The organism is Novosphingobium sp. ERW19, assembly GCF_012641315.1.
Lineage (GTDB): Bacteria > Pseudomonadota > Alphaproteobacteria > Sphingomonadales > Sphingomonadaceae > Novosphingobium.
This window is the reverse complement of record NZ_JABAIC010000005.1, coordinates 49,661-66,417: the sequence shown is the minus strand read 5'-3', so window position 1 is coordinate 66,417 and position 16,757 is coordinate 49,661. Positions and strand designations below refer to the sequence as shown.

Annotated in this window: 11 protein-coding genes; 4 read left to right on the top strand and 7 right to left on the bottom strand. The window is 63.6% G+C overall.

Going from position 1 to position 16,757, the window contains the following annotated elements:
- Positions 1 to 2 precede the first annotated feature (2 nt).
- The 3 genes from HGI46_RS11275 to HGI46_RS11265 form a co-directional block, all read right to left on the bottom strand.
- Positions 3 to 2,516, bottom strand: a complete 2,514-nt coding sequence (locus HGI46_RS11275) for a glycoside hydrolase family 3 C-terminal domain-containing protein (protein WP_168904455.1) — start codon at positions 2,514 to 2,516, stop codon at positions 3 to 5.
- 205 nt (positions 2,517 to 2,721) lie between these two features.
- Positions 2,722 to 4,284: a tryptophan halogenase family protein gene (locus HGI46_RS11270; protein WP_168904253.1), complete on the bottom strand. Its 1,563-nt coding sequence runs from the start codon at positions 4,282 to 4,284 to the stop codon at positions 2,722 to 2,724.
- Positions 4,285 to 4,357: 73 nt separating this feature from the next.
- Positions 4,358 to 7,261, bottom strand: a complete 2,904-nt coding sequence (locus tag HGI46_RS11265) for a TonB-dependent receptor (protein WP_168904252.1) — start codon at positions 7,259 to 7,261, stop codon at positions 4,358 to 4,360.
- Positions 7,262 to 7,629: 368 nt separating this feature from the next.
- On the opposite strand from HGI46_RS11265, the gene HGI46_RS11260 reads away from it, so the two are divergent.
- From HGI46_RS11260 to HGI46_RS11245, 4 genes are read left to right on the top strand one after another with little or no spacing between them, the layout of a single operon-like run.
- Positions 7,630 to 8,331 carry a SapC family protein gene (locus HGI46_RS11260; RefSeq protein ID WP_168904251.1) on the top strand — a complete coding sequence of 234 codons (702 nt, stop codon included), beginning with the start codon at positions 7,630 to 7,632 and terminating at the stop codon, positions 8,329 to 8,331.
- A gap of 1 nt (position 8,332) precedes the next feature.
- Entirely contained in the window at positions 8,333 to 9,361 is a 1,029-nt protein-coding gene (locus tag HGI46_RS11255) for a cupin-like domain-containing protein (RefSeq protein ID WP_346766714.1), read from the top strand.
- A gap of 30 nt (positions 9,362 to 9,391) precedes the next feature.
- Entirely contained in the window at positions 9,392 to 10,471 is a 1,080-nt protein-coding gene (locus HGI46_RS11250; RefSeq protein WP_168904250.1) for an alpha/beta fold hydrolase, read from the top strand.
- The gene (locus HGI46_RS11245; protein WP_168904453.1) at positions 10,471 to 12,366 is read left to right on the top strand and encodes an NPCBM/NEW2 domain-containing protein; all 1,896 of its coding nucleotides are present in this window, start codon (positions 10,471 to 10,473) and stop codon (positions 12,364 to 12,366) included. The genes HGI46_RS11250 and HGI46_RS11245 overlap by 1 nt, the downstream gene beginning before the upstream one ends.
- On the opposite strand, the gene HGI46_RS11240 is transcribed toward HGI46_RS11245, so the two are convergent.
- From HGI46_RS11240 to HGI46_RS11225, 4 genes are all read right to left on the bottom strand, one after another.
- Positions 12,363 to 12,671 (bottom strand): hypothetical protein, encoded by a 309-nt coding sequence (locus tag HGI46_RS11240; RefSeq protein WP_168904249.1) that lies wholly within the window; start codon positions 12,669 to 12,671, stop codon positions 12,363 to 12,365. The genes HGI46_RS11245 and HGI46_RS11240 overlap by 4 nt on opposite strands.
- Before the next feature lie 202 nt (positions 12,672 to 12,873).
- On the bottom strand, positions 12,874 to 13,239 hold the full coding sequence (locus HGI46_RS11235) for a hypothetical protein (protein WP_168904248.1): 366 nt from the start codon (positions 13,237 to 13,239) through the stop codon (positions 12,874 to 12,876).
- 265 nt (positions 13,240 to 13,504) lie between these two features.
- Positions 13,505 to 15,085, bottom strand: a complete 1,581-nt coding sequence (locus tag HGI46_RS11230; protein WP_168904247.1) for an alpha-L-arabinofuranosidase C-terminal domain-containing protein — start codon at positions 15,083 to 15,085, stop codon at positions 13,505 to 13,507.
- Between the two features lie 67 nt (positions 15,086 to 15,152).
- Positions 15,153 to 16,568: a sugar porter family MFS transporter gene (locus tag HGI46_RS11225; protein ID WP_168904246.1), complete on the bottom strand. Its 1,416-nt coding sequence runs from the start codon at positions 16,566 to 16,568 to the stop codon at positions 15,153 to 15,155.
- Between the last annotated feature and the right edge of the window lie 189 nt (positions 16,569 to 16,757).

The following is a 16,757-nucleotide window of genomic DNA, read 5'->3' as shown; positions in this document are numbered from 1 at the left end:
CCTCACTTCGGCAGGTCAACCACGCGGTCCACGCTGAAGGTGGTCTCGGTACCCGGCAGTCCGCTGTCGGGCTGCCCACCGCCAAGGTTCAAGCGATAGGTGCCCGCAAACACCTGCCGCACCCCGTCCGGACGCACCGCTGAAAGATCGCGCGGTGAAAGCTCCAGCGTCACCGCCCTGCTCTCGCCCGGCTTCAACGACACGCGTTGCATCCCGCGCAGCGCCACGCGTGGAGCACCCGGCTGCTCGGGGAAGCGCAGATAGGCCTGCACCACTTCCTCTCCCTCGCGCGCGCCGGTGTTGGTCACCTGCGTCGTTACGCGAATGCCATTGGCCGTGCTGCCACCGACCGGCTCGACCCTTGCCGGGCCATAGCCGAAGGTCGTGTAGCTCAGGCCATAGCCGAAGCCATAGACCGGCTTGCCGGTGAAGTAGCGATAGGTTCGCCCCTTCATCGAATAGTCGGTGAAGGCCGGCAGGTCCGCCGTGTCCTTGTAGAACGTCAGCGGCAAGCGGCCCGAGGGGTTGGTCTTGCCCGTCAGCACATTGGCCACGGCAAGCCCGCCAGCCTGCCCCGGATACCACGCCTCGACCAGCGCATCGGCATTGTCCTTCGCCCATGAAAGGTTGATCGGGCTGCCGTTCATCGTCACCACGACCAGGGGCTTGCCCAGCGTGCGCGCCCGAATCAGCAGTTCGCGCTGGTCCATCGGTAGTTCGAGGCCAGTCTTGTCGCCACCATCGAAACCTTCGATCTTGAGCGGCATTTCTTCGCCCTCGAGGTCTGCCGTCAGGCCGACCACGGCCACCAGCACATCGGCTTCGGCCGCGCCGCGCGCCATATCGCCCCACGGATCGCGGCTGATGCGCTTCCAGAACAGACCCGGTCCCGCCGCGCCACCGCCTTCGATGTCGAAGTGCAGCGGATAACGCTCGCCCTTCTTCAGTTCGACCTCGACGTACTTGGGCGGCTCGCCCCACAGCGAATAGTGGTCAGACGTGATCACCGGCTTGCCACCGATCTCGATCGCGCCCTTAACCGCAGTCACGCCCATCTTGTAGAGCCCGCTTTCCGGCGCCACGAAGAAGCCGTCCCACACCACCTTGTGCGCCGGGCTAACCTCTTTCAGCTGCATCGCGCTGCTTTTCAGGTTCGTCTCGATCCGGGTGACGACGGGCCTTGCGCCAAAGGTGCGCTCTCCGCGTGGCTTTTCAGGATCCACCGCATTGTAATAGACCGCCTTCAGCCCCGGCTTGCCATCGGGCGTGAGGAAGTTGCCGTCCGTCACCAGATCGCCATCGGTGATAGATGGCGAGAACGGCACGTAGTTCACCTGCGCTCCCGGCATCGCACGGCGCAGGCCCTCCACCACCGAGATCGGCGGCGCGGAGTTGGCGGAGGAGTAGTTGCCGCGCAGCACGCGCGTCGCATCGCCCAGCGGCCCGATCACCGCCACCCGCGCACCGGGCTTGAGCGGCAAGACGCCCGTGTTCTTCAGCAGGACCAGACTCTTTTCGGCAGACTTCAGCGAAAGGTCCCAGCCTTGCTGTGTGCCCACCGCGCTCACCGGCGTGGCGTTGGGCTTGCGCGTGCTCATCCCGCCAAGGTCCCCATTGCGGTAGCGCGCCGAGAACAGCCGCACCAGCACCCGGTCAAGGTCACCCTCGGTCAGGTAGCCCGCCTTCAAGGCCGCCTTGTAGCGGTCCGCCAGCCCCTTCGCCTCACCGATCGTGCCGGTGTGGCATTCGTTGTCGACGCCCGCCAGCAGGCCCACCGCGACGCCCGAGGCGGCATCTGGCGCGTACTTGTGGCGGTCATAGATATCGACCACGGCATCGCAGTCGGAAACGACATAGCCTTTGAAGCCCCAAGCTCCGCGCAGCCGGTCCTTCAGCAGCAGGTCGCTGGCACATGCTGGCTGACCATCGACGCGGTTATAGGCGCACATGATCGACCCGGCCTTGCCTTCGACGATCGCGGCGCGGAACGCGGGCAGGTAGGTGTCTTCCAGGTCATGGCGCGAAACCATGATGTTATCGGTATGCCGCGTCGGTTCCGGCCCGGAATGCACGGCAAAGTGCTTGGGGCTGGCAATCACGTCAGGCAGATCGGGGTTCGGACCCTGAATGCCCTTCACATAGGCGACACCCAGTTGCGCCGTCAGGTACGGATCCTCGCCATAGGTCTCCTGGCCCCGGCCCCAGCGGGGATCGCGGAAGATGTTGATGTTCGGCGCCCAGGTGTCGAGCCCGGTGCCGATCTTGCCGAGATGCCCAGTCTGCCGCGCCAGCGTGTGCAGGCCCTGCAGTTCGGTGCTGATGACCCGCGCCACGTCATGGATCAACGGCGGATCGAACGTGGCGGCAAGGCCGATTGATTGCGGGAAGTTCGTTGTCGGCACTGCCCCGCCGGCACCGTGCAGGCTCTCGGTCCACCAGTTGTAGGCGGGAATGCCAAGGCGCGGGATTGCTGGCGCGACGTTGAGGAGCTGCTCCACCTTCTCGTCGGTGGTCATCCTGGCCACCAGCGCAGATGCAAGATTGTCGGCTTCGGCCCGCGGGTCGGCCGCCTGCGCGTTGGGGCCGGAGATAATTAGCGTTACCACACTTACGGAGCCGAGCAGCAGTCGCGCGATTCCGCGCGTTGGCAATAAACTGGCGATCACGATTTTCCTCTCAGGTATCCCATGCCGATGCGACCCGGCAGGGCTCGTTTGTGGATCAGACGGGCTGCAGTCCGTACTTGACGATGCGGTCGATCAGGTCGCGATGCTTGGGCAATCCGCTCAGCATCCGCGCGGTAATGTCGGCGTTTTCGGCCCTTGCCCGCCGCGCCTCGCGCACTTCCGGCTCCAACGTGCGCGCGGAAACCTCGGTGCGGAAACCCATGCCATAAAGCACGTACTGGTAGGATGCCGAGGGGAACACTTCGTCCACCCGGTCGAACTCCTCGTGCATGTACGGCCCCTGATACTGCCACAGCGCCATCAGCTCCTGCAGCCGTTCCGGGATCGAAGCCGGCTCCATATTGTCGCGCCAGAAGGCCGTATCGCGCCGCTTGCTCAATACGTAGTGCAGCTTGAGGAAGTCGATAATGCGGCCCCAGCGGTATAGCGTCTTCTCGTTGTAGCGCCGCGCCACCACGTCCATCACTTCGCGCACCGGCGGCATCTGGTCGGCAATCATCTTGGCTGAAAGCTCGATCAGCACGATGGCCGAGGCTTCCAGCGGCTCGAGGAACCCTGCCGCCAGCCCGACAGCCACGCAGTTGTTCTTCCAGAAGATCTCGCGGTGGCCCGAGCGGATGTCGATCTTGCGCACGGAAAGACCTTCCGCCGCAGGGCCGACATAGGCGCGCAGTTCCGCCTCGGCGTCCTGGCGAGAGATATGGCGGCTTGAATAGACATGGCCCACGCCCCTGCGCGTCGGCAGGCCGATGTCCCAGATCCAGCCCGCCGATTGGGCAGTGGAAATGGTGTGCGTCGCCACCGGCGCTTGCGGGTCGGGATAGGGCACCTGCATGGCGAGTGCGGTGTCGCAGAACAGCACATCGTTGCAGTCCTTGAAGCCAACGCCCAGCGTCTGGCCGAGCAGAAGGCTGCGCATGCCGGTGCAGTCGATGAACAGGTCGCCGCAGATTTCGCCCGCTTGCTCGGTCTTTATGGCGCGAATGTCGCCGCTTTCGTCCTGCAAGACCTGCTTCATGTCTGCCAGAACGTGACGGACGCCGAGCTTTTCGGTGCAGTGCCGCTGCATGAAGGGCGCGAACTTTCCGGCATCGAGGTGATAGGCATAGTTGGCCTGGCCCTCGTACTCGGCATTGACCATCGACTTGGGCGCGAGGTTCTCGTCACACAGCCGCCCTTGCGGACAGACCGCGTCGCAGAAGGTCTCGCCGTTGTCGCCGTCCTCGTTCAGCGTGCCTGCCAGCCAGTGTGGCGCGAGGTTCAGCTGTCCGAAGCGCTGTGGCAGCACCAGCGGATGATAATAAGCGTCGTCGGCGGCGCCGGTGGTCCACTTCGCGAACAACGCGCCCTGCTTGAAGGCGGCATCGCATTCGCGGAAGAAATCGGTTTCGGAAATGCCCACGCTCTTCAGCGTGGAACGCAAGGTTGGCCAGGTCCCCTCGCCCACGCCGATGATCGGCACGTTGGGGCTTTCGACCAACGTGACGGAGAAGTCGTGTCCGATCCGGGCCTTATGCTTTGCGGCAATGATCGCGGCGGTCAGCCACCCGGCCGTTCCGCCACCGACAATCACGACATCGCGCACTGCACGAACCATCCGCGCCACTCTCCGCCCAGCATTGGCAGCAGTGCCGGGGCATCACACCCCGGCACCACCGGTTCACGTCTTATCAGTAGTTGAAACGGGCGCCGAAGACAAAGCGGCGGCCGTAGTTGAACGTGTCGAGCGACATGTTCGAGAAGCGACCATAGGTGCTGTAGTTCGAGTTGTTGAGGTTGGTGCCCTCGACAAAGACCGACAGTTGCTTGGTCACCTGGTAGCTGGCGCTGGCATCGATCTGGAACTGGCGATTCACGTTGACCGGTTCCGCACCGAACGTACCGCCCTGTCCCTGGCCAAGGCCAAGCAGGTACTTGTCACGCCAGTTGCCGGCAACGCGCACTTCCAGACCGTTCTTGTCATAGAACGCCACGAGGTTCGCCGAGTTGGCAAGGCCGGTGATGGCAAAGGCCGAACCCGAGATGTCCGCGGTGTTGAAAGTGCGGTTGGTGTTGACCAGTGTGGCGTTGGCGTTGAACCCGAAGCCGGTGTCACCAAACACCTGTTGCCAGGCGATTTCCACGCCGCGCACCACGCCGTCCGGACCGTTGACCTTGCTGTTCACCTGGAACTGCGCCGGCTGGTTGGTGAACGGATCGATCACGCCGTTGATCGTCTGCGTGCTGACCCCGCCGACGATGAAGTTCGAGATGAACTTCATGAAGCCGTTGACCGCGAAGTACGAGTTGGAACCGTAGTACCACTCGACACCGAGATCGAGGTTGTCGGCAAGGTAGGGCTTGAGGCTGGCGTTGCCGCCCGATGCCGCAAGGCTGCCACGGCGCAACGTGCCGAGATTGATCGTCGGACGCAGATCGCCCAGTGCCGGGCGGGTCAACGTGCGCGATGCATCGAAGCGCAGGATCAGGTTGGGCTTCACCTCCAGCTTCACGTCAAGGCTCGGCAGCACGTAGTTATACGAGATGCTCCGCTCGATCAGCTGCTGCGGCGTGAAGGTATCGACCTGGATCAGCGTCGGGTCGGTCGGCACCGTGATCAGCTTCACCGGATTGCGGCCAAGCGCGCCCGAAGTCAGCTTGGTGTACTCATCGCGTACGCCAGCGCTCACCTTGAACGGCATGTCACCGATCTCGCTCTCGAAATTGATGCGCAGATAGGCCGCGAACGTCTGTTCCTTCACGTTCAGCACGCTGTCCGGGTTGAAGGCCGGCGCCGTGGTGCCCCGCCCGGTTGCTTCCAGCACCTTGTACACGGCCACCGGATCGTACTTGATAATCGCCGGAGCCAGGTTGCCCTGATAGCCGGGGATGAAGTTGTTGGTGCTGATGATGCCCTGATAGACGCTGTCCGGCAGCGGCGCGACGGCACCGGTGCGGCCCGAAGGCGCGCCGTAGCCACCGTAGCGGAAGAAGGTGCCGTTCACGAACGGGCTTTCGCCTTCCTGGTGGTACTTGTTCTCCTGGAAGCTGCCGCCGAAGTGAACCTTCAGGTTGTCGCCGTCCCACTTGCCGCCAATCTTGATCTGCTTGACCAGGTTGGTGAAGTAGTTGGGGAAGCCGGCGATCACGTGGCTGCCGATCAGCGACTTGTCGGTGAAGCGCGAAACGTCGCCGCCCGGCCCCACGTCGTGGATGCTGGGCAGGAAGTTGTTGCTCGGCCCGCCGATCTTCACGCCGGTATTGGCGCCAAGGATCGTCGAATAGCGGCTGCACGAAGTCGGCACAGTCGTCGGGCCCGCACCTGCGGGATACGTGCAACCCGTCGACAGGAACGGCCCGTTCGGATCGGCATTGGTGCCACCGTAACCGATGTCCATAGCGTTCTGGTAGCCATTGCGGCCGGGGTTCAGGACCGAGCGCGACAGCGATGCGTCGAAGTCGAAGCTCAGCTCGTCCGTCGCATCCCACTTCAGGTTGCCGCCGAACATGTAGGTCTGGTTGATCGTCCGCGCCAGGCTGGCGTTGAAGTCCATCGGCGTGCCGAACTGGTTGAAGTCAACCACCGTGCCGTTGCTGTCCTGCTTCACATTGCGCAAGTCGTCACCGTTGAACCATGCGCCGTAGCCATAGGTCGCGGTGTTCAGCGTCTGGCGGGTGAAGTTGCCGTCCAGCGTCAGCAGCACATCGTCACCGGCCTGCCACTGGTAGGCCAGACGACCGTCGATACGCTCGTCCTTCGTGGTGATCTGGTTGGCGCCGACCTGCTGCGGGAACCAGCCCAGCACGTTCTTCTTGGCAGGCGTGAAGTCGCTGGTCTGGCAGGCTGCCTGCGCCTGGCACTGGTAGAAGTAGTTGCCGATCCAGCCCGGGATGAACACCTGGTTGGTTTCGGTATCGACGCGGCGATAGGCGGCATAGGCAAGGATGCCCATGGTATCGTCGGCAAAGCGCGTGCTGGCCAGCGCCGCGCCCGAAGGCGTAACCTTGCCGCTGCGATCCTGCACCGCGCCCGAGGCCTTCACCGCAAACTTGCTGTCGGCGCTGTCGAACGGCTTGGGCAGGGCAACGTTGATCGTCGCACCGATGGCGCTGGCGCCGAGTTCGACGTCAGGCGTCTTGTAGACCGAGATGTTCGAGACGAAGTCCGACCCGATCGTGGTGAAGTCCACGGCGCGGCCGCCCGAAGCGGTCGAAAGGTGACGGCCATCGAACTGCGTGTCGTTGAAGTCACCGCCGAAGCCGCGCACGGTCACGCCGTTGGCTTCACCGCGAGCGCCCGAACGCTGGATCGAGATGCCGGGCAGGCGCTGCAATGCGTCGGCCACGTTGGCATCGGGGAACTTGCCGATGTCTTCAGCCGAGATCGCATCGACCACGCCCGATGCGGTGCGCTTGATCTCCATGTTGCGCTGGAGCGAACCGCGGATGCCGGTGACGATGATCTCGGCATTGCTCGGCTCGTCGTTCATGACCGAGCTTTGCGCTTCCTGCGCCGCAGCCGGCATCGCCATAGCAAGCGCGATTGCCCCTGCCGCACTTCCAATAAGGAAGCGTGAATTGATGGACGTCCTCATACCCTCTCCACTGCTATTCTGACGGCCCCCCCGCCCGGGAAGGTGATCTGCATCCGGCTGCCCCACACGACAGGACCGGCAGCCATGACAAAGCACGCGCAATCGGAGAGGCGTCACGCAGACGAACCGCGGTTTCCCTTCAGCCTCTCAACCCTGCAGGCGCTCTGTCAGCGTCACCTTGCGAGACCGGTGTAACTGATCTAGGTAGCGCTATCAATAACAAATTGTCTGCGCAATGAAGGCTCGGTTGGATAGTGTTGCAAGAAGGCCGCGGATGGCGTTAGACCAAGCATGGTAGCGCACACATCGCATCTCGGCCAGATTGGCGATAAGCTACCTGAAAAGCTGGGAAAGACGGGAGAGGACGAATGGCAGAGCAACTCGAGATCTTGAACAGCGAGGTCCATCGCAACCTGGCCATGCATCCTGTTGCAGGCGCGCATCCGCACATGGTGCAGATCTCACTGCCCGAGGTCGAGGCAGCCGCATCGTGCTGCCCGGTTCTGCTGGCCAAATCGCCTGAGACAGGGCGATTCGCCATCGTCGCCTTGTTTGGTTTTGCGCCCGATGAGGTCCTGGTCGAGGGCGCAGGCACTGGAAACGCAGCCTTTCTTCCGCTCGATCTGCAGCGGCAGGGGTTCTTTGCCTCTGATGACAACATTGCCGTCGACCTTGCGCATCCCCGCTTCGCACCTGGCGGCACGATCCCCCTGTTCGATGCCATGGGCGGCCCGACCGACGAGATGCGGCTCGTCCAGCGCGCCATCGGCACGCTGATGGGCAATGCAGCAAGGACGGAGAAATTCATTGCCGATATCGTCGAGGCGCGGCTGGTCGAGCCTGTCGACATTTCCCTGAAGTTCGACGATGGCCAGACCGTCGCCCTGAATGGCCTCTATACCGTCAGCGGCGACGCTCTTGCAGATCTCGATGATAATAGAATCATCAGACTATATCGGGACGGCTCGTTATCCGCGGCTCTGGCAATCCGCGCGTCCCTACGCCAGATCGGCCAACTCGCCCGCCGGCGGAACGAACGACTCGCCGCTCCGGCCAGCAGCTGGGCATGACGTGACTGTCCGGGCCCGGTCAGAACTGATCGAACTAGCGCCGGATGATGCCTCGCTGCTCAGCGCCGGGGCATTTCGCGAAGAAGTGATCGAGCTTGGCAGGCCCGCGGTCATCAGGGGGCTTGGCGCTGCCTTGCCCGCCACCCGCGCCGCCAGCACCGCGCCGAGCGCTGCGCTCGACTATCTGCTGGAATTTGCAAACGACCGAAAGCCACAGGTCTTCTGTGGCGACCCGGTGAACGCCGGCCATTACTTCTACACCGACGATCTTTCCGGCTTCAATTTCACGCGCAGCGAAATGGCGCTGGCCGACGCCTTCGCCCAGATGCTTGCCCACGCGGACAACCCCTCAGCGCCCACGACCTACATCGGTTCGCTGGTCGCGCCCGCCTATCTGCCGGGCTTTGCCGAGGCGAACCACATCGCGATCGTGCCCCGGTCGGTCGAGCCGCGCCTGTGGATCGGCAATCCGTCCACCGCTGCGGCACATTACGACGCTTATGAGAATCTCGCCTGCGTGATCGCCGGAGAACGCACCTTCACGCTCTACCCGCCCGATGCGATCGGTGATCTCTATGTCGGTCCGATCGACAATACCATGGCCGGCCAGCCCGCCAGCCTCGCCGCTCCGAATGGAGACACTGCGCGTTATCCGCGCTTTGCCGCAGCGCAGGCGCGAGCCATCACGGTCACCCTGAGCCCCGGCGATGCCCTGTTCCTGCCCAAGCTGTGGTGGCACCAGGTTGAAGCCAAGGCTCCCGTCAACGTCATGCTCAACTACTGGTGGGATGCAACCGCCACCGGGCCCGACGCCCCCTCATTGGCGCTGCTCCATGCCATGATCGCCATTGCCGAGCGTCCCGAGGCCGAGCGCATGGCGTTCCGCGCGTTTTTTGACCATTATGTATTTCGCACCGAGGGCCATCCCCTTGCCCACGTGCCAGAGGACCGGCGCGGCGTGCTTGGCGACCTGCGCGCCGGTTACGGCCAGATCCGCGCCATGCTCGTCCGCGCCTTGCGCGGCCACTGACAACCAGAACCACATCCGGGAGATAGACTGATGCGCATCCTGCCTTTGCTGACCGCTTCCGCCCTTGCAATGGGAGCGCTACCTTGCGCCTCTGGCGCCTATGCGCAGGTCGAAACACCTGCTCCAACCGTCGTGCCCGGTGCCCCCAAGGCTACTGTCCAGAAAATCACGGTCCACGCCAAGGGCCTCGAAGGTTCGCTCGAGGGCGACAGCGCCGATCGCGACGTGTTTGTCGTCCTGCCGCCAAGCTACGCGAAGAATCCGAAAGGGCGTTACCCGGTCGTCTATGCGCTCCACGGCTACTCCATCGGCGCGGCACAGTGGATGGGCGAAATCCACGTGCCGCAGGTAATCGAGGGCGGCATGGCCCAAGGCGCGCGCGAGATGATCTTCGTCTTCCCCGACAGCAAGACGGTGCACAACGGCTCGATGTATTCCTCGTCCGCCACCACCGGCGATTTCGAGACCTTCATCGCCCGCGATCTCGTGAGCTATATCGATAGCCACTATCGCACCCTGCCCACGCGCGAAAGCCGCGGCCTCGTCGGCCATTCCATGGGCGGCTATGGCGCCACGCGCATCGGCATCAAGCATGCCGACGTGTTCGGCGCGCTCTACCTGATGAGCCCGTGCTGCCTCTCGGCGCGTGGCCTGTTCGGCGTCACGCCCGAGGCGATGAAGGCCTATGCCGCGATGAAGAGCCCGGCCGACTCGGCAAATCTGCAATGGGCACAGCGCGGCACCCTGGCCGCTGCCGCCGCCTGGTCACCCAACCCGAAGAACCCCCCGCTCTATCTCGACCTGCCATTGACTGCCGACGGCAAGACCCGCGAGGACGTCATGGCGAAGTGGGCCGCCAACGCCCCGCTGTCGTTCGTTGACCAGTACATCCCCAACCTGCGCCGCTATGCCGCCATCGCCATGGACGTGGGCGACAAGGACGGTCTCAAGACCGACACCGAAACCCTGCACAAGGTGCTCGAGACCTACGGCATCGCCAACAGCTTCACCCTGTACGAAGGCGATCACACCAACCGCGTCGCGTTCCGCTTTCAGGAGCAGGTCGTACCCTTCTTCAGCCAGCACCTGTCGTTCGGAGCGGGCAAGTGATGCGCCTTGCCTCTGCCGCCCTGCTCGCCGCTACTGCGCTCGCTGCCCCTGCCCATGCCGCCGACAAGCCGCTGGAAGCCAAGGGCGAATGGAGCGTCACCACGCGCGGATCAGCCCCCCTGCCGCCTATGGGCTGGAACAGCTGGAACGCCTTCGGCACCGATATCGACGAGGAGAAGGTCATCGCCTCGGCGCAGCTGATCGTCGACTCCGGCCTTGCCGCCAAGGGCTATCGCTACGTCAACATCGACGATGGCTGGTGGGCCAGGCGCCGGCAAGCTGATGGTCGCGTGCTGATCCGCACCGACAATTTCCCCTCGGCCCGCACCGCTGATGGCAACACCAGCTTCCGCCCCTTCACCGATCGCCTCCACGCCATGGGCCTGAAGGCGGGCATCTACAGCGAAATCGGGCGCAACAGCTGCGGCCAGATCTATGGCGATCCCACCGGCCCCGGCCAGCCCGCCGGCACCATGGCCGAACGCGAGATCGGCCTTTACGGCCACATCGACCAGGACATCGCGCTCTACTTCGGCGAATGGAATTTCGACTACATCAAGGTCGATGGCTGCGGCATTCGCGCACTCGCCGCTGATAGCCCGCAGGTCAAATCCGGCCGGTTGCGCGCGCTCGATCCGCTGATCGACTACGATACCATCCCCCGCACCAACATCCCTGCGGTGAAGGACCTGTTCGCGCAAGTCGGCCAGGCACTGTCGCGCAACAAGCCGGGCAACGACTTTGTCCTATCGATCTGCCTGTGGGGCTCGGCCGACGTCCGTTCTTGGGCGCGCACCTTGGGCAACCTCTCGCGCACCAGCGAGGATATCTCCCCCAACTGGGAGCGGATGCTGCACAATCTCGATTCGGCATCGCGGCGGGAACTCTATGCCAAGCCCAACAGCTGGAACGATCCCGACATGCTGTTCATCGGCAGCGGCGAGTTCGATGATGCGCATCTGACCGAAGCCCGCTCGCACATGGCGCTCTGGGCCATGCTCAACGCACCGCTGATCATCGGCTTCGATCTGCGCAAGGCCTCGCCCGCGATCATGGGCGTGCTCGGCAACGCGCAAGTTGTCGCGCTCAATCAGGATGCCGCCGCGCATCAGGCCGTTCTCGCCTACGATGGCGATTCGGTGCAGATCTTCGTCAAGACGCTGGCCGATGGCACCAAGGCGGTCGCCCTGTTCAACCGCACTGGCAGCCCGATCGACGTCAAGCTGATCGCGTCCCACCTCAAATACCGCGCCGATCAGCCGATCACCCTGACCGACTTGTGGGACGGCGGCACGAAGTCGTTCACCAATGAAATGCCGGTCCACCTCGAACGCCACCAGACCTTGCTGTTCAAGGCCACGGGCACGCGCGAGCGTGCACAGGGACTCTACCTGTCAGAACAGCCCAGCAACGTGAACCCGGCGGTGGACGGCGTTGTCTATCCCATGGCCGATCCAATGGTCTACCGCGGCCTCCTGCCGTGGCGCTCGACCAAGGCCGATGGCGAACACCCCGTCTACGGCGGCTGGGGCGGCGCCCGTGCTGACGCAACGCCCTTCGCCCAGACCCCGAAGATTGCGGGCAAGACCTATCACAACGCCATCGGCACCCTCGCCAACTCTCGCCTCGAAGTCCGCAACACCGGCTTCTCGACCTTCACCACCCTCGCCGGGATAGACGACTCCGTCGCCGACCCCACCGCTCGCGTCCGCTTCTCGGTCCACGCCGATGGCAAGCTGCTGAAGCAGACCGGGTGGATAAAGCCCGGCGACGCCCCTGCCGCCATCGCCGTGCCGGTAAAGGGTGCGAAGATCGTTGAACTTGTCGCCGAAGGAAACCGCCCGGAGATGCAAACTGTGGCGGTCGACTGGGCCGAAGCGGCGCTCGACCGCTAGGCTCGCCGCCGCAAAAGGCGCCAGACCTGCATCACGCCCAGCACCACCAGCGCCCAGAAGCCAAGATCCGCAATAAACGGACCGGGCCGGAAGTCATCCTCCGGCCCGATCTGGTGCGGCACGGAAGTGGCCGTGCTGTCCGCCAGAAACGGCGCGGGCCAGCCCGCCACCTCGCGCGGCAACCAGTTCTGCTCCAGCGGCCCCTCGAACCCATACATCGCCCGTTCGTCGGACGCGGGATGGATCAGCGCGCTTGCGCAGGTGAGGAACAAAGCGAAGGTGGCAACGAGGATCGATCTCAGCATCTGAGCCAGAACGCGGCAGCAAACGTAACGTGCCGCCCAACCTGTTCCGCGTCCTCCGTCGCCCCGTGTTGCGCGCCGGCTGATGGTCAGGACGTCGGCATGGGACCGCTACGGCAGAAATGACCCGGGCGAGCCCGAAAGCAGGCTTTCCCCAAACGACGTAATTGCGGACATTTCGAAGGTTAGCCCTTCGAACACTCTCCTAGCGAAGGTCGATACGCACGCACTCGAACTCCACTGCGTCGCCAACAGCCAGTCCGCGCGGTAATTCTCTGACTTGGAAGATCAACTCGCCAACAGACAACAAGTCGTTTTCGACATCCAAAACTTTCGCAACTCCGAAATGCCGAAAACCTACGTCTCCGGTGCTTTCTATCCGAGGTTCCGCGTCTTCGAACATCAGGCACATGGCCTCATCGAAGAGTTGCAATGGCTCTGTGACAACTTCGCCTTCGATTGCGTCACATGGATAACTGAAAGCGCGGCAAGAATACTGCCCATCTGTGACAGTCACACCAGCAGATTCAGATTTAGAGGCAAAGGGAGTTACGGCAGAAACATACATCATGACACAGTTTTACAGTGCGCGCAGAAGCCTGACCACCGGTAAGGCCGCCATTCGCCAAACCACCCCATTCCTGCAATTAGACCAATCGAACACTCACCCCAAAACCCACCGTCACGCAGGGCTCGCCCCGGGGGCCCTCTTCCCCTTCCACGCCCTCACGCCCAGACAAAAATCGGCCCGGAAAGCACTGCGCCTTCCGGGCCGTTCAGGTATCGCAGCAGCCTCAGGAGGGAGGATAGAGACCGCCGCAGGGCACCTCTTCAAATCACTTCGTAACCTTCACCACCGTCACCGAGCGCGGCGGCAGTGCGATCGTCACGCCGCCGCCGGCAGCCTTGCCGTTGATCGCCTTGGGGGCGACGACGGACGGCGCAGCAAAGGTGTTGACGCTGTCCACCTTGGGCGCGGTCAGCACCTCACCGCTGGCAGTGCGGAAGCCGGGGATCGTCACGCTGGTGCCCGCATCGGGATCGACATTGACGAGCGAGACCCACACCTGCCCGCTCTTGTCCTTGGCCGCCATCGCATCCACGCGCGGCAGCTTGCGGTCACCGACGGCAAGCTCGCCCGCGGCAAACTTCACCGGAGCGAACTGCGCGTCCTGGAAGGGCACGTACATCTTGAACACGTGATAGGTCGGCGTCAGCACCATCTTGCTGCCGTCGGTCAGGATCATCGCCTGCAACACGTTGATCATCTGGGCGATGTTGGCGATCTTCACGCGGTCGGCATGGCGCGCAAAGATGTTGAGGTTCAGCGCCGCCAGGATGCCATCGCGCATGCTGTTCTGCTGCTGCAGGAAGCCCGGATTGCTGCCCGGCGTGGGTGAAAGCCAGGCGCCCCATTCGTCCACCGCGATCAGCAGCTTCTTCTCGGGATCGTACTTGTCCATGATCGCGCTCTGCTTGGCGATCAGGCTGTCCATCTTCAGCGTCTCGTTGATCACGATCGCATATTCGTCATTGCCGAAGCCGGTGGCGGGCAGGTGCGGAGGCCAGCCACCGGTGGTGTAATTGTGCAGCGAAACGCCCTCGATATCCCAGGAGTAGACGTGGGTACTCCACGCCTTCATCACTTCCTCGGTATAGTCGAGCTTGTTGCCATCCCAGCCGACGGCAATGCGCTTCATCTTGTCCTTTTCACGCTGCGCCGGATTGAAATTGCGCGTGAAATTGGCGAAGCGCTTCATTTCCTCGACGTAGTGCTCGGCCGACATCGCGCCGCCGCAGCCCCAGTTCTCGTTGCCAAGACCCAGGATCGGCACCTTCCACGGCGCCGGATGGCCATTGGCGGCACGCTCCTTGGCCAGCGTGGTGTCCTTCTCGGCGGTCATGTACTCGATCCACGCCGAAGCTTCCGCCGCCGTGCCCGAACCGATGTTCACCGAGATATAGGCCTCGGACCCGATCTGCTCGGCAAAATCCATGAACTCGTGCGTACCGAAAGCGTTGGACTCCGGCACGCCGCCCCAGTTGGTGTTGATTTGGACGCGGCGCTTGTCCGCCGGCCCGATGCCATCGCGCCAGTGGTATTCGTCGGCAAAGCAGCCACCCGGCCAGCGCACGTTGGGCACCTTCAGAGCCTTCAGCGCAGTGACGACGTCGCTGCGAATGCCGCGCACGTTGGGGATGGGCGAATCCTTGCCGACCCAAACGCCGCCGTAGATCCCGGTGCCAAGATGCTCGGCAAACTGCCCGAAGATGTGCTTGTCGATGACCGGCCCAGTCGTGGCGGTATCGACGGCAACTTCGACCGACGCGTCCTTCGCCAAGACGGGCGTACCCAGCCCGGCGGCAAACGTCGCCACCAGCAGCGCGTTACGGAATCTCTTGGCAACGGACGTCATCGACTTGGCTCTCCTCTTGCGCCGGGGGCCGTTCGCGCCCCCGGTCGTATGCTCTGGCGTCAGCGGATCAGTGCCCGCCCCAGCCTTCCATCTGTTCCAGCTCCTTGCCCTTGGTTTCGGGCAGGAAGGCCTTGACCAGCCACAGGCTCACCGCTGCACTCACGGTGTAGAGCAAGTAAGTCTCGGCAAGGCCGAGGCCGCTCGCCATGGCGGGGAAGCTCTGCACCACTGCATAGTTCGCACCCCACTGCGCCAGGCCGCACACCGCAAGAGCCGATCCGCGCAGCTGGTTGGGGAACATCTCGCCCAGCATGACCCACATCACCGGACCCCAGCTGACATTGAAGAAGATGACGTAGATGTTTGCCGCAATCACCGCGATCATGCCCAGCGAAGGGTCCATCTGCAGGGCTCCTGCCGCATCGAGCGTCCCTTGCGAAAACGCCCAGCTCATCGCACCCAGCGAAAGCGTCATGCCCGCAGAACCGGCCAGCAGGAGCGGCTTGCGGCCCACCTTGTCGACCAGCGCCATCGTGATGAAGCACGCCGCGATGGAGACCACGCCCGAGATGATGTTGCGTTCGAGCGCCGCCTTTTCCGAAACGCCCGCCAGCTTCCACAGCGTCTCGCCGTAATAGAAGATCACGTTGATGCCGACGAACTGCTGGAACACGGCAATGATCAGGCCTGCCCACACGATCGGTCGCAGGATCGTGCCGGGTGCCAGCACGTCGGCAAGGCGCGGGCGGTGATCGTCGGCAAAGGACGCACGGATTTCCTCGACCTTGCGGTTCGCCTCGGTCTCGCCGAAAATACGGGTAAGAACGCCGCGCGCATCAGCCTCGCGGCCGCTGCCGACCAGATAGCGCGGGCTTTCCGGAATGAACTGCAGCGCCACCAGAAACACCACCGCCGGCACGGCCTGCGCCAGGTACATCCAGCGCCACGCCGGAACGCCCGCCAGCTCTCCCAGCGAATCCCCGGCCTGCTGCGCCAGCACATAGTTGACGACGAATGCCGCGGTCAGCCCGGTAATGATCATCACCTGCTGCACGCTGGTCAGACGCCCGCGGATCGCCGCGGGGGCCACTTCGGAAATGTAGGCCGGGGAAAGCACGCTCGCTGCGCCCACTGCCATGCCGCCCAGGAAGCGGAAGATCACGAAGAGGGCGTGGTTCGCGGTAATCCCTTGCACCAGCGCGCCGACCAGGAACAGGATTGCCGCCAGCACCATGATGCGCTTGCGACCGAACCGATCGGCCATGCGCCCCGCAAGGAACGCCCCCGCCGCGCAGCCCACCAGCAGCGAGCCGACCGTAAAGCCAAGGCCATTGTCATCGAGCGCGAAAGCCGCCTTCAGGCCGGCCTGCGTCCCGTTCACCGCGCCGCTGTCGTATCCGAACAGCAATCCGCCGATTGTCGCCACCGAGACGATAGCGCCGACAAGCGCCATGTTGACCCGGTCCTGCTGCACTGCAGCCATTTCCCTCTCCCAACTCGTTGAACTGGCCCGGACATTGCCATGCGCGATGCACAGCGTCGACGGCCCTGTTTACGTTCTCACCAGTTATCCCGGCCGATATGCTCCGGCCCCGCCGTCAGTCCTTGATAGCGCTACCTATCTACCGCAAGCACCTGTCGGTGCAAGCACGAATTGCGTTTAAGTCTGTTT